This window comes from Moraxella catarrhalis (assembly GCF_001656295.1).
In the GTDB taxonomy this organism is placed as follows: domain Bacteria; phylum Pseudomonadota; class Gammaproteobacteria; order Pseudomonadales; family Moraxellaceae; genus Moraxella; species Moraxella veridica.
Genome location: NZ_LXHE01000013.1, coordinates 92,585 through 105,743 on the forward strand (window position 1 = coordinate 92,585; position 13,159 = coordinate 105,743).

Sequence of the window (13,159 nt, forward strand, 5' to 3'; positions counted from 1 at the left end):
TGGTCTTTAATTGAATTTTTCAATAATTTATAACCGCTGATCGCCACCGAAATACTTAAAAACATATAAAAATTTCTGCTAAAATAGGGCACTTAAGCCCAATGCATACCAACCAAAGTAGAATTATGAATACCCAAACTTCTTTTTTTGATGACGCATCCAAAGACAGTTCTGCCAAAGCTGATGATAAGATCATCGCTCAGATGCGCGCCTTGATCGAGGTGCTAAAGCGCCATAATCATGCGTATTATGTGATGGATGCACCGACGATTTCTGATGGCGAATATGATGGTCTGCGCCGCGAGCTGATGACACTTGAGGAGCAGCATCCCGATTTGATACAACCTGATAGCCCGATTAATACGGTCGGTGGTGAGCCACTACCGTTCTTTACGCAAGTGGCGCATGAGGTGCCGATGCTATCATTGGGCAATGTGTTCAATGCTGATGATTTGTCAGGATTTTTGCGCCGTGCCAATGAGCGATTGGGCGTGGTCATTGATGAGTATGAAATGGAGCTAAAGCTTGATGGATTGGCGGTATCGCTAAAGTATCAATACGGTCAATTCATCCAAGCGGTCACGCGAGGCGACGGGCAGGTGGGCGAGGACATCACGCATAATGTCAGAACAATCCGTAATTTGCCACTGACTTTGGCAGGATGTGAGCAAATCAAGCGGCTTGAGATCCGCGGCGAAGTGCTGATGCCAAAGGCAGGTTTTGAAAAATTAAATCGAGAAAGCACCGCACGCGGCGAAAAAACCTTTGCCAATCCGCGCAATGCCGCCGCAGGCTCGCTCAGGCAGTTAAACGCTGCCATCGCCGCCGCGCGTCCGTTGGCGTTTTTTGGGTATTCGGTGAATGATGGATTGCCTGATGGTATCACCACGCAGTCAGGTGCAATGCAGTGGCTTGGTCAGCTTGGGTTTGAGACCGCGCCTTTTGAGATCGCCAAAAGTCTTGACGAGATTCAAGCATTTTATGCCCATATTATCAAAACGCGCAGCCAGTTACCATTTGAAATTGATGGCTTGGTCATTAAGGTGAATGATTTGGGTTTGCAGGCGCGATTGGGATTTTTAAGCCGTGAACCGCGCTGGGCGACTGCGTATAAATTCCCTGCCGAAACTGTGCCTACCAGGCTGATGGGCGTTGAGTGGCAAGTGGGGCGGACAGGGACTTTGACACCTGTTGGTAAGCTTGAGCCGGTGAATGTGGGCGGCGTTACGGTCAGTAATGTCACGCTGCATAATTTTGGTGAGGTTGAGCGTCTTGGGGTAATGATTGGAGATATGGTCAATGTGCATCGGGCAGGTGATGTCATTCCTAAGGTATCTGGCGTCATTGGTGAGCTACGCCCTACCGATGCCAAACCTATCCTCCTGCCAAAGGCTTGCCCAGTTTGCCAATCACCGATTAGCTTGCCAGAAGGTGAGGCGTTGGCAAGATGTACTGGTGGACTGTACTGCGCCGCCCAGCAGCAAGAAGCATTGATTCATTTTGTCTCTCGCCGTGCCATGGATATTGATGGTTTGGGCAGTCAGTGGCTGATTAAGTTCTTTGAAATGGGGCTTGTTCGGACGGTGGCAGATATTTACAAACTCCACAAGCAGGCTGAGTATTTAATAACGCTAGAGGGTATGGGTGATAAATCAGTTACCAAAATGCTATCGGCTATTGAAAAATCAAAACAGACCACCTTACCTCGTTTTATTTTTGCTTTGGGGATTCGTGGTGTTGGTGAAAGTACAGCATTGTCATTGGCACAGCAGTTTGGGGAATTACAGTCGATCATTGAGGCAGATTTACAAGCACTACAAGCTGTACCTGATATTGGTGAGGTAACTGCTCAATCAATTTATGATTTTTTTCGGGCATCGCATAATATTGAGGTGGTGCAGGCACTGATTGAGGCGGGTGTTCATTGGCAAGCGATGGATACGCCTGACAAATCATCATTGCCATTGACTGGAGAGACTTGGGTGGTGACTGGTACTTTAGGCAGTATGGGGCGTGATGAAGCCAAAGATAAGCTCGTTGCTTTGGGTGCTAAAGTTGCCGGCAGCGTGTCGGCGAAGACCACACGTCTACTTGCTGGTGAAAAAGCAGGCAGTAAGCTTGAAAAAGCCCAAAAACTTGGCGTCGCAGTCGTTTTAGAAGATGAATTTTTAGCACTACTGACTTCGTACGATCAGGCATAGCAGCGATGAGTCGGATAAATAATCCACAAACCCTGCCCATGCTTGGGCTTTTGATTGGGTGCATCTTATTTGGCATGGGCAGCTTGATTGTGGTGCATGTCGATGTCGGCGCTTATGCCATGGCATTTTGGCGATTGGCGGTGTCGTCTATCGTATTTGTGCTGCTGGCGCTCTTGTTTCGCCAAAAATTCCCCCAATCAAAACCTGCCTTGGTATATGCACTGCTTGCAGGCGCGGCGCTTGGGCTTGATTTGGCGCTATGGCATGAAAGCATCCATGCGGTAGGCCCTGGCATTTCTACCCTGCTAAACAGCTTGCAAATTTTCTTTTTGGCGTTTATTGGCTTTTGTTTTTTTGGCGAGCGTCAAAATTGGATGCAGCTTGTTAGCCTCGTCCTTGCGGTGATGGGTGTGGCGCTGATTGCCAGTCCTGAGTTTGGGCATAATGGGCAGGCAGGCTTGGGCTTTGTGACAGGTATCGTCTCTGGCGCCTGCCTTGCGATTTCTTTGACTTGGGTTCGTCAAGTACATTATCATGCACCGACGCCACTGTTTAGCTTGATGGCTTTGGTGGGTGCAGGGGGTGCGATGGCAGTGCTGCCTTTGATGCTTTGGTTGGATCAAGGTCAGATCTTGCCCAAGACGCCCCATGAGCTTGGCTGGATCTTGGTCTATGGCACAGTCATGCAGTGCTTAGCTTTTGGTGCGATTGCGTTTAGTATTCCGCGTCTGAGCTTGGCAGTGACGGGACTGTTATTATTATCTGAACCTGTGGCGGCACTGGTGCTGGATTATTTTTGGTTAAATAAATCCATCACCGTCATACAGTGGCTAGGCGCGGCACTCACCATGGCTGCCATTTATTTGGGCTCGGTCAAAGCCAAAGCCAAGCACTGATTTGGTAAAACCCAAACCCTTTTTGATTCACTGATTTATTGAGCGTTTTGAGTCGATACAATCTCAATGGGCAGCTCCAAGCCTTCAGCAAATTTATCAGAGATAATATAGCTATGCTGTTCATTGACGACATCAGGCATCACTTGAATGATCAGCGCAGGATCGCTGCCATCACGGAATTGATGAGCGATATATTGATTGCTAAGCTGATCGACGATTTTACCAAGCGCTTCTGGGCTTGCCATGGATAGCAGCATAGAATATTGCGCTTGTTCAGCACTGATATTGTAGGCATTGGCATAATTAACGACAGGCTCACTATCGATTAAAAATGGATAATCAAAGGCAGTTTTATCCACTTTGGCGGTTTTGGTATCAATGTGCGACCAGTCAATTTTTGTTTTGCCATCTTCGGTGATGATGGGCTGAATTGACGGCGCCAAAGGCTCATGATCTGTCCCAAGCTCATCTAGCAGCGCTTGAAAATCATGGGGATTGTCTAATTTTTCATGACCATCGGTGGTTTTGGCAGTCTTAGCGTCATCATGGATGAGTTTTAAATTATCTTCGGTGCTGCGGTCATGGCAGCCGATGAGTGCGACCGCCAAAAGCGGTATGATAAACTTAAACACAGGCATATCAATCATCCAAATAAATTTTTGTACTAGATTTTACCGAATTCATCACAAATTGGCTATTAAAATTAGCGACATTATTATCACCAGATAGATTTTGGCGCGTAAAGCGATGATAATCTTGCATGTCTTTATTCACAACCGTCAGCACAAAGTCATAATCCCCTGAAATTTCATAGCAGCTGAGCACTTGCGGATGTGTTGCCATCAGTCTTTCAAATCGGTGCTGCGTTGGCGTGTTTGAATGGGTCATTTTGATCAGTACAAGCACGATCAGCGGTCTTTGGACTTTGGCAGGATTGGCGATGGCGACGGTGCGTTCGATCACTTTGGCATCGCTTAATTGACTGATGCGTCGCTGCGCTGTGGCGGTGGAGATTTGCAGTTTTTCAGCGATCGTTTTTAGGGGTAAGGTGGCATCGTCTTGCAGTATGTTTAAAATTTTTTTGTCAATATGATCAAGTTTATGCATTATTATAAATTCCAAAAATATGAGAAATTTTATCATAATCGATAGAATTTTGAAAAATATACTCAAAATAGCAGCGATTATCAGAACATTATATCATCCTTTTTTCTTAAAATACGCCTATTCTTTTAATCAACCTACCATTAATAATTAGGATGCGACGGTCTTTATGATGACAGCGGTCTTGAGATACACAGGCAGGATTTTTCAAATGAGCCATCTGTCGACTGGCAATAAGCTGATGATTGGGGTGATACTTGCGGCATTGTCAAATGTGCTTTTTGGTGTGCTGTACGCCTATAGCAAATGGATGGCGCCTTTGACGGGGACGCAGGTATTTTTTTGGCGCATGGTGATGATGTGGCTGTGCATGGCGGCATTTTTGGTGATGACGGGCAAGATGGCTCAGGTTAAGTCTGATTTACAGGCGATCCGCGGCGCCAAATCTTGGGTGTATTTGCTGCTACCCACGCCCATCTTGGCAAGTCAGCTGTGGCTGTTTATGTGGGCACCGGTGAATGGACAGAGTATTCAGGTGTCGATGGGGTATTTTTTATTTCCGCTGACGATGGTAGTGGCAGGGTTTTTGGTGTTTCGTGAAAGACTTACCAAGCTACAGACACTTGCCGTGGCGCTGGCGGCAGCTGGCGTAAGCGTAGAGATTTGGCGCACCAGCGGCATCAGCTGGGCGACGCTTTGGGTGTGTGGCACGTATCCGATTTATTATGTGATACGACGCTTGCTTGGGGTGCGTGCCTTGACAGGTTTGTTTGTTGATTTGTCGATCATTGCGCCGATTTGCCTAGCAGGCATCTTGATGAGCGATGCAGCGGTGGTTACAAGCAGCGGCACGCTGCTGATCAAGACATTGGGGCTTGGGGCGATCAGCGTGCTTGCGATGGCGACTAATATCGAAGCCAGCCGCCTTTTGCCTGTCAGTTTATTTGGGATGCTAAGTTATCTTGAGCCGGTTTTATTATTCATACTGTCGATTACGATTTTGGGCAGCGTGTTTAGCTTGAGTATGTTGGTAAGTTATGGTCTGATTTGGGCGGCGGTGGTGTGCTTGATTATCCAAGGGCTTTTTGCGAATCGCCAAAAAGATGAGCAGCGTAGTTAGTCTTTATGACGCAGCCACTAAAAACGATGCCAAATTAGCATCGTTTTTTTGATTTTTACAGTTGATTTTTAAAGCCACGCTGTTTATCACGCGCAAAATCACGCTCTTTGAGTGTTGCGCGCTTGTCGTGCAGCTTTTTGCCTTTGGCAAGGGCGATCTCGCATTTGACGCGCCCATTTTTCCAATAACAAGACAGCGCCACCACCGCATAGCCTTTTTGATTCACCATGCCATAGAGCTTGTCAATCTCACGGCGATTTAACAAAAGCTTACGTGTGCGAATGTTATCAGGATTGACGTGTGTTGAGCTGGTCAAAAGTGGCTGAATGTGCGCACCAAATAAAAACGCTTCACCATTTTTAAAGATCACATAGCTTTCGGTGATTGACATTTTGCCTGCGCGAATGGATTTGACTTCCCAGCCTTCAAGCACTAAGCCTGCTTCATAAGTTTCCTCAATAAAATATTCATGCCGCGCCTTTTTATTAGCGCAGATCTGATTGCTTGGTTTTTTTGCCATGATGTGTCCTTATTATTCTTAAAATTACTCAAAATAAGTCGTATTTGACCTTTATTATAGCAAAATTCGAAGTTATTCATACAAGTATCATCTTGCTGAGTGGATTTAACATAGCGGAGCGCTTTGGTGGCGTAGCGGTTGCGCCATCCCCAAAAAATTTGTTAATATGAAGTAGGTATTCACACTTTAAGCTTTAAAAGGAAAAAATGATGCTAAACAGTCAACCCACTTTAGAAACCTTAATGAATCACCGCTCGATTCGAAAGTACACAGGCGAGCCGATTTCTGAGGAGATGTTCACCGCGATACTTGAGGCAGGACGTGCGGTATCGACGTCAAGTTTTCTTCAGGCAGCAAGCATCATCCGCGTGGTGGATAAGTTTAAGCGCACTCAGCTAAGACAAATTTCTTGTAATATGAGCCAAGAAGAGTATGAGCAGGCGCTTGCTGATGGTAAGCGTCTGGGTCATGCTTATGTAGAAGGTTGTGCTGAGTATTTGGTGTTTTGTATGGACAGTCATCGTCACAATCAGCTTGCTGATGTGCAGACTGACTGGACAGAAGTGATGGTCATTGGGGCGATTGATGCCGCCTTGATGGCACAAAATGTGCTGGCGGCTGCAGAAAGCTTAGGGCTTGGTGGCGTCTATATCGGCAGCCTACGCAATGACATCCGCCGTGCAGGCGAGATTTTAGGTTTGCCAAAACATGTGGTGCCTTTGTTTGGGCTGTGCTTGGGTTACCCAGACATGTCTTCTAAGATCAATCAATCGCAGCGTCCGCGCTTGCCACTGGATGTACTGGTGTCTACAGATACTTATCAAGTGCCAGATGAGCGTGCGCTAGCAGAGTATAATGATGTGGTGCGTGAATATTATCAAGGACGCGGATTGGATTTGGACTGGAGTGCCCAAATTGCCTCGACTTTTGGCGGCGAAGTGCGCCCATTCATGCTTGAATACCTACAAGACCAAGGCTTTGCGAAGCGTTAATTGATCAAATTCAGCATTTAAAGTCATAATTCGTTGATGGTTAGTCAATAAAGGCAGGCAATTCCTGCCTTTTATATTTCCATATTTAAAAGTCAATAAAAATTTGTTACCATAGACATTTTGTTTTGTAATCAAAAGGCGTATCGCCATGACAGCTACCCCTAGAAAAGTTCTTTATCCTGGCACATTTGATCCAATGACCAACGGTCACATTGACTTGGTGAATCGTGCGCTTAAGTTATTTGACGAAGTGATCATTGCTGTGGCATTTGCGCATCACAAAAAGCCGCTCTTTGATTTTGATGAGCGTGTGGCATTGGTGAAACAGTATTTCGCGGATAATCCTAAAGTATCAGTGGTGGGTTTTGAGGGATTGTTGGTTGAATTCGCTAAAGAGCAGGGGGCAAGTGCGGTACTGCGTGGGCTGCGCGCGGTGAGTGATTTTGAATATGAATTTGGACTTGCTAATATGAATCGCAGTTTGGATGATAATTTTGAAGCAGTGTTTTTGACTCCATCTCAAGAGTATTCATTCGTATCATCGACCTTGGTTCGTGAGGTCGCCAAGCTTGGTGGTGATGTCAGTAAATTTGTCCCTGAATCAGTGTTGGCGGCATTTGACAAAAAGTTTCATCAATCATAGGCGCTGTTATGGCATTAAAAATTACCGAAGAGTGCATTAACTGCGATGTTTGCGAGCCAGTTTGCCCTAATGAAGCCATCTATGCAGGCGATGATATTTATGTGATCAATCCAGCCTTATGCACTGAATGTGTTGGGCATTATGACACACCGCAGTGTGTGGATATTTGTCCTGTGGATTGCATTCCCAAAGATCCAAAATTTCCAGAGACCGAAGATGAGCTGCTGGCAAAATATCAAAAACTTACCTCTGATTTATAAAATGTGTTATAATAATAACTTGGCAGACCAGACAATCGCCGGCACGACAGTGCGGGAGGAAAGTCCGGGCTACATAGGGCAATGTGCTAGCTAACGGCTAGGGGGCGAAAGCCTACGACCAGTGCAGCAGAGAATAGACCGCCTATGATATAGGTAAGGGTGAAACGGTGGGGTAAGAGCCCACCGCGTGACTGGTGACAGTTCACGGCAAGGTAAACTCCACATGTAGCAAGACCAAATAGGAACTCAATGGGTTGCCCGCTCAGAGTTCGGGTAGGTTGCTTGAGCATATCGGTAACGATATGCCTAGATGAATGATTGTCCACGACAGAACTCGGCTTATCGGTCTGCCTTTTGATATTTATGGCTTTATTTTATATAGTCCAAACGAACCGCTCTACTGCTGCTCATCAATATTAAAATTTTTCAAAATTTTTTAATTTTACCGTTGACAAGCCAAAACTTTATGCTATAATTTGCGTCCTGTAATGGCGATGTAGCTCAGCTGGTTAGAGCGCACGACTCATAATCGTGAGGTCAAGAGTTCAAGTCTCTTCATCGCCACCACATATTATAAAAATTTAAAATTAATGCTTGACAGAAGATTTTAATTCATTATAATATGACTTCTACTCTGATGAATGAGTAGCAAAATTCACGAACTCTAACTAATTCGTAAACAAAAAACCGCTTGACTTTAAAACATTCCATGTTATAATGTTCAGCTCAAGTTAATCAGACGATGATTAACACACTATTTAAAATCCAAACTAAAGAACAACTTGTGTGGATTTTTGTCAATACAAGATACTTAAATAAATTATCATTCATTGATACTTATTACTTATCTTAATTACTTATCTTAAGTAAGGCAAAAATACTCAAAGTTAATTCATTTACACGATGAGCAGATATTTTTATAATATCAATTATTGCTAGTAAGTACATAATGTACACGATGAATGAGCCAAAATTAAAGTCCAATAAAAAAGCTTGTCTTTTTCATTGGCAAATAAAAGATTAAACTGAAGAGTTTGATCATGGCTCAGATTGAACGCTGGCGGCAGGCTTAACACATGCAAGTCGAACGAAGTTAGGAAGCTTGCTTCTGATACTTAGTGGCGGACGGGTGAGTAATGCTTAGGAATCTGCCTAGTAGTGGGGGATAACTTGGGGAAACTCAAGCTAATACCGCATACGACCTACGGGTGAAAGGGGGCGCAAGCTCTCGCTATTAGATGAGCCTAAGTCGGATTAGCTAGTTGGTGGGGTAAAGGCCTACCAAGGCGACGATCTGTAGCTGGTCTGAGAGGATGATCAGCCACACTGGGACTGAGACACGGCCCAGACTCCTACGGGAGGCAGCAGTGGGGAATATTGGACAATGGGCGAAAGCCTGATCCAGCCATGCCGCGTGTGTGAAGAAGGCCTTTTGGTTGTAAAGCACTTTAAGTGGGGAGGAAAAGCTTATGGTTAATACCCATAAGCCCTGACGTTACCCACAGAATAAGCACCGGCTAACTCTGTGCCAGCAGCCGCGGTAATACAGAGGGTGCAAGCGTTAATCGGAATTACTGGGCGTAAAGCGCGCGTAGGTGGTCATTTAAGTCAGATGTGAAAGCCCCGGGCTTAACCTGGGAACTGCATCTGATACTGGATGACTAGAGTAGGTGAGAGGGGAGTAGAATTCCAGGTGTAGCGGTGAAATGCGTAGAGATCTGGAGGAATACCGATGGCGAAGGCAGCTCCCTGGCATCATACTGACACTGAGGTGCGAAAGCGTGGGTAGCAAACAGGATTAGATACCCTGGTAGTCCACGCCGTAAACGATGTCTACCAGTCGTTGGGTCTTTTAAAGACTTAGTGACGCAGTTAACGCAATAAGTAGACCGCCTGGGGAGTACGGCCGCAAGGTTAAAACTCAAATGAATTGACGGGGGCCCGCACAAGCGGTGGAGCATGTGGTTTAATTCGATGCAACGCGAAGAACCTTACCTGGTCTTGACATAGTGAGAATCTTGCAGAGATGCGAGAGTGCCTTTGGGAATTCACATACAGGTGCTGCATGGCTGTCGTCAGCTCGTGTCGTGAGATGTTGGGTTAAGTCCCGCAACGAGCGCAACCCTTTTCCTTAGTTACCAGCGACTCGGTCGGGAACTCTAAGGATACTGCCAGTGACAAACTGGAGGAAGGCGGGGACGACGTCAAGTCATCATGGCCCTTACGACCAGGGCTACACACGTGCTACAATGGTAGGTACAAAGGGTTGCTACACAGCGATGTGATGCCAATCTCAAAAAGCCTATCGTAGTCCGGATTGGAGTCTGCAACTCGACTCCATGAAGTCGGAATCGCTAGTAATCGCAGATCAGAATGCTGCGGTGAATACGTTCCCGGGCCTTGTACACACCGCCCGTCACACCATGGGAGTTGATCTCACCAGAAGTGGTTAGCCTAACGCAAGAGGGCGATCACCACGGTGGGGTCGATGACTGGGGTGAAGTCGTAACAAGGTAGCCGTAGGGGAACCTGCGGCTGGATCACCTCCTTAACGAAGTTATCTGATTGGCAAGAATTCACAACAAGTTGTTCTTTGGTAAGATGTTTAAAACGGGTCTATAGCTCAGTTGGTTAGAGCACCGTGTTGATAACGCGGGGGTCATAAGTTCAAGTCTTATTAGACCCACCATTTTGGGGCCATAGCTCAGTTGGTAGAGCGCCTGCCTTGCACGCAGGAGGTCAGGAGTTCGACTCTCCTTGGCTCCACCAATAAACATCAAAGCATACATAAGCAATTTAAATAAGATTTCTTATTTATGCTTTCATTTTATAAACTGACGAAGTTTATAACATTATTTAACAACATAGTATGAGTCTGGGTTAATTATTATCCAACGTAATAATTAACCATGGTGATTGTACCCAATACAATCACCTAAAGTAAAGAGAACTGAATCAAGCGTAAACATAGGTGAATCGTTACACATTACCCATAAGACCCCTTGGGGTTGTATGGTCAAGTAATGAAGTGCACATGGTGGATGCCTTGGCAGTCAGAGGCGATGAAAGACGTGATAGCCTGCGATAAGCGTCGGTGAGGTGGCAATATCCTGTGACCCGGCGATTTCTGAATGGGGAAACCCAACCAACACAAGTTGGTTATTACACAGTTTACTGTGTAAGGCAAACCGGGAGAAGTGAAACATCTCAGTACCCCGAGGAAAAGACATCAAATGAGATTCCGTAAGTAGCGGCGAGCGAACACGGAGGAGCCGATCAATTTTACAGTAGCAAAATGGCGTGGGAAAGCCAACCATAGTAGGTGATAGTCCTGTATGCGAAACTGTTTAAGCGACATATTAAGTAGGGCGGAACACGAGAAATTCTGTCTGAAGATGGGGGGACCATCCTCCAAGGCTAAATACTCCTGACTGACCGATAGTGAACCAGTACCGTGAGGGAAAGGCGAAAAGAACCCCTGTTAGGGGAGTGAAATAGAACCTGAAACCGTGTGCATACAAGCAGTCGGAGCGGACTTGTTCCGTGACGGCGTACCTTTTGTATAATGGGTCAGCGACTTATATTCTGTAGCAAGGTTAACCGAATAGGGGAGCCGTAGGGAAACCGAGTCTTAATAGGGCGAATGAGTTGCAGGGTATAGACCCGAAACCGAGTGATCTATCCATGAGCAGGTTGAAAGTGCCGTAACAGGCACCGGAGGACCGAACCCACTGTCGTTGAAAAGCCAGGGGATGACTTGTGGATAGGGGTGAAAGGCTAATCAAACTCGGTGATAGCTGGTTCTCCCCGAAAGCTATTTAGGTAGCGCCTCGGACGAACACCATTGGGGGTAGAGCACTGTTTCGGCTAGGGGGTCACACCGACTTACCAAACCGATGCAAACTCCGAATACCGATGAGTGATATCCGGGAGACAGACGGCGGGTGCTAACGTCCGTCGTCAAGAGGGAAACAACCCAGACCGCCAGCTAAGGCCCCAAATTCCTAGTTAAGTGGGAAACGATGTGGGAAGGCACAGACAGCTAGGAGGTTGGCTTAGAAGCAGCCACCCTTTAAAGAAAGCGTAATAGCTCACTAGTCGAGTCGGCCTGCGCGGAAGATGTAACGGGGCTCAAACTAGGAGCCGAAGCTGCGGATTTAATTGTTTCAATTAAGTGGTAGGGGAGCGTTGTGTAAGCCTGTGAAGGTGCACTGTAAGGTGTGCTGGAGGTATCACAAGAGCGAATGCTGACGTGAGTAACGACAAAACGGGTGAAAAGCCCGTTCGCCGGAAGACCAAGGGTTCCAGTCCAACGTTAATCGGGGCTGGGTGAGTCGACCCCTAAGGCGAGGCCGAAAGGCGTAGTCGATGGGAAATCGGTTAATATTCCGATACTTGTTTATGATGCGATGGAGGGACGGAGAAGGTTATGCCAGCCTGGCGATGGTTGTCCAGGTGGAAGGATGTAGTTAGACTGAGTAGGCAAATCCGCTCGGTTATTAATGAGATCTGATAGCAAGCTGATTTATCAGCGAAGTGGCAAATACCATGCTTCCAGGAAAAGCTTCTAAGCATAGTCATAAATGAATCGTACCCGAAACCGACACAGGTGGTCAGGTAGAGAATACCAAGGCGCTTGAGAGAACTCTGCTGAAGGAACTAGGCAAAATGGTACCGTAACTTCGGGAGAAGGTACGCTGCCGATGGTGATAAGACTTGCTCTTTGAGCTGTTGGCAGTCGCAGATACCAGGCTGCTGCAACTGTTTATTAAAAACACAGCACTCTGCAAACACGAAAGTGGACGTATAGGGTGTGATGCCTGCCCGGTGCTGGAAGGTTAATTGATGGGGTTAGCGTATGCGAAGCTCTTGATCGAAGCCCCAGTAAACGGCGGCCGTAACTATAACGGTCCTAAGGTAGCGAAATTCCTTGTCGGGTAAGTTCCGACCTGCACGAATGGCATAATGATGGCAGCGCTGTCTCCAGCAGAGACTCAGTGAAATCGAAATCGCAGTGAAGATGCTGTGTACCCGCGGCTAGACGGAAAGACCCCGTGAACCTTTACTACAGCTTTACATTGAACTTTGACCTAACTTGTGTAGGATAGGTGGGAGGCTTTGAAGCAGATACGCCAGTATTTGTGGAGCCAACCTTGAAATACCACCCTGGTTATGTTGGGGTTCTAACTTGAGATTAACAGATCTAAGGACAATGTATGGTGGGTAGTTTGACTGGGGCGGTCTCCTCCTAAAGAGTAACGGAGGAGTACGAAGGTGCGCTCAGAACGGTCGGAAATCGTTCAAAGAGTATAAAGGCAAAAGCGCGCTTAACTGCGAGACCCACAAGTCGAGCAGGTACGAAAGTAGGTCTTAGTGATCCGGTGGTTCTGTATGGAAGGGCCATCGCTCAACGGATAAAAGGT

9 protein-coding genes, 3 tRNA genes, 2 rRNA genes and 1 other RNA gene are annotated in these 13,159 nt (G+C 46.5%); 12 read left to right on the plus strand and 3 right to left on the minus strand.

From position 1 onward, the window contains the following. The first annotated feature begins 125 nt into the window (after positions 1 to 125). Positions 126 to 2,201, plus strand: a complete 2,076-nt coding sequence (ligA, locus tag AO382_RS05905) for an NAD-dependent DNA ligase LigA (protein WP_064618982.1) — start codon at positions 126 to 128, stop codon at positions 2,199 to 2,201. A 5-nt stretch (positions 2,202 to 2,206) separates the two neighbouring features. Continuing rightward, positions 2,207 to 3,097: a DMT family transporter gene (locus tag AO382_RS05910; RefSeq protein ID WP_064618984.1), complete on the plus strand. Its 891-nt coding sequence runs from the start codon at positions 2,207 to 2,209 to the stop codon at positions 3,095 to 3,097. A gap of 35 nt (positions 3,098 to 3,132) precedes the next feature. On the opposite strand, the gene AO382_RS05915 is transcribed toward AO382_RS05910, so the two are convergent. Continuing rightward, positions 3,133 to 3,735 carry a hypothetical protein gene (locus tag AO382_RS05915; protein ID WP_227513640.1) on the minus strand — a complete coding sequence of 201 codons (603 nt, stop codon included), beginning with the start codon at positions 3,733 to 3,735 and terminating at the stop codon, positions 3,133 to 3,135. A 1-nt stretch (position 3,736) separates the two neighbouring features. Beyond that, the gene (locus AO382_RS05920) at positions 3,737 to 4,204 is read right to left on the minus strand and encodes an Lrp/AsnC family transcriptional regulator (protein ID WP_227512542.1); all 468 of its coding nucleotides are present in this window, start codon (positions 4,202 to 4,204) and stop codon (positions 3,737 to 3,739) included. A 208-nt stretch (positions 4,205 to 4,412) separates the two neighbouring features. Between AO382_RS05920 and rarD the strand changes: the two genes are divergently transcribed. After that, positions 4,413 to 5,321: an EamA family transporter RarD gene (gene rarD / locus AO382_RS05925; RefSeq protein ID WP_064618990.1), complete on the plus strand. Its 909-nt coding sequence runs from the start codon at positions 4,413 to 4,415 to the stop codon at positions 5,319 to 5,321. A gap of 55 nt (positions 5,322 to 5,376) precedes the next feature. Here the strand turns inward: rarD and smpB are convergent, their stop codons facing one another. Continuing rightward, positions 5,377 to 5,841 carry an SsrA-binding protein SmpB gene (smpB, locus tag AO382_RS05930; protein WP_049235842.1) on the minus strand — a complete coding sequence of 155 codons (465 nt, stop codon included), beginning with the start codon at positions 5,839 to 5,841 and terminating at the stop codon, positions 5,377 to 5,379. Between the two features lie 209 nt (positions 5,842 to 6,050). Between smpB and nfsA the strand changes: the two genes are divergently transcribed. From nfsA to AO382_RS05980, 9 genes are all read left to right on the plus strand, one after another. Continuing rightward, complete coding sequence (nfsA, locus tag AO382_RS05935; protein ID WP_064618993.1) at positions 6,051 to 6,833, plus strand: oxygen-insensitive NADPH nitroreductase; 783 nt, start codon at positions 6,051 to 6,053, stop codon at positions 6,831 to 6,833. 148 nt (positions 6,834 to 6,981) lie between these two features. Next, positions 6,982 to 7,476: a pantetheine-phosphate adenylyltransferase gene (gene coaD, locus AO382_RS05945; protein WP_064611642.1), complete on the plus strand. Its 495-nt coding sequence runs from the start codon at positions 6,982 to 6,984 to the stop codon at positions 7,474 to 7,476. 8 nt (positions 7,477 to 7,484) lie between these two features. Then, positions 7,485 to 7,736 carry a YfhL family 4Fe-4S dicluster ferredoxin gene (locus AO382_RS05950; RefSeq protein WP_064602541.1) on the plus strand — a complete coding sequence of 84 codons (252 nt, stop codon included), beginning with the start codon at positions 7,485 to 7,487 and terminating at the stop codon, positions 7,734 to 7,736. Positions 7,737 to 7,755: 19 nt separating this feature from the next. Then, positions 7,756 to 8,094: RNase P RNA component class A (gene rnpB, locus AO382_RS05955), an RNA gene on the plus strand. A 132-nt stretch (positions 8,095 to 8,226) separates the two neighbouring features. After that, positions 8,227 to 8,303, plus strand: a tRNA-Met gene (locus AO382_RS05960). A gap of 455 nt (positions 8,304 to 8,758) precedes the next feature. After that, positions 8,759 to 10,287 (plus strand): 16S ribosomal RNA (locus AO382_RS05965). A gap of 61 nt (positions 10,288 to 10,348) precedes the next feature. Continuing rightward, positions 10,349 to 10,425: transfer RNA gene (locus tag AO382_RS05970), tRNA-Ile, on the plus strand. A gap of 4 nt (positions 10,426 to 10,429) precedes the next feature. Continuing rightward, positions 10,430 to 10,505 (plus strand) — tRNA-Ala (locus AO382_RS05975). Positions 10,506 to 10,750: 245 nt separating this feature from the next. Next, a 23S ribosomal RNA gene (locus AO382_RS05980) occupies positions 10,751 to 13,159 on the plus strand; the annotation flags it as partial.

What these genes read in the sequence shown, in the direction of transcription:
- AO382_RS05950 (WP_064602541.1), top strand. Translation starts at nt 7,485, where the DNA reads ATGGCATTAAAAATTACCGAAGAGTGCATTAACTGCGATGTTTGCGAG.
- smpB (WP_049235842.1), bottom strand. Translation starts at nt 5,841, where the DNA reads ATGGCAAAAAAACCAAGCAATCAGATCTGCGCTAATAAAAAGGCGCGG.
- rarD (WP_064618990.1), top strand. Translation starts at nt 4,413, where the DNA reads ATGAGCCATCTGTCGACTGGCAATAAGCTGATGATTGGGGTGATACTT.
- ligA (WP_064618982.1), top strand. Translation starts at nt 126, where the DNA reads ATGAATACCCAAACTTCTTTTTTTGATGACGCATCCAAAGACAGTTCT.
- nfsA (WP_064618993.1), top strand. Translation starts at nt 6,051, where the DNA reads ATGCTAAACAGTCAACCCACTTTAGAAACCTTAATGAATCACCGCTCG.
- coaD (WP_064611642.1), top strand. Translation starts at nt 6,982, where the DNA reads ATGACAGCTACCCCTAGAAAAGTTCTTTATCCTGGCACATTTGATCCA.
- AO382_RS05910 (WP_064618984.1), top strand. Translation starts at nt 2,207, where the DNA reads ATGAGTCGGATAAATAATCCACAAACCCTGCCCATGCTTGGGCTTTTG.
- AO382_RS05920 (WP_227512542.1), bottom strand. Translation starts at nt 4,204, where the DNA reads ATGCATAAACTTGATCATATTGACAAAAAAATTTTAAACATACTGCAA.
- AO382_RS05915 (WP_227513640.1), bottom strand. Translation starts at nt 3,735, where the DNA reads ATGCCTGTGTTTAAGTTTATCATACCGCTTTTGGCGGTCGCACTCATC.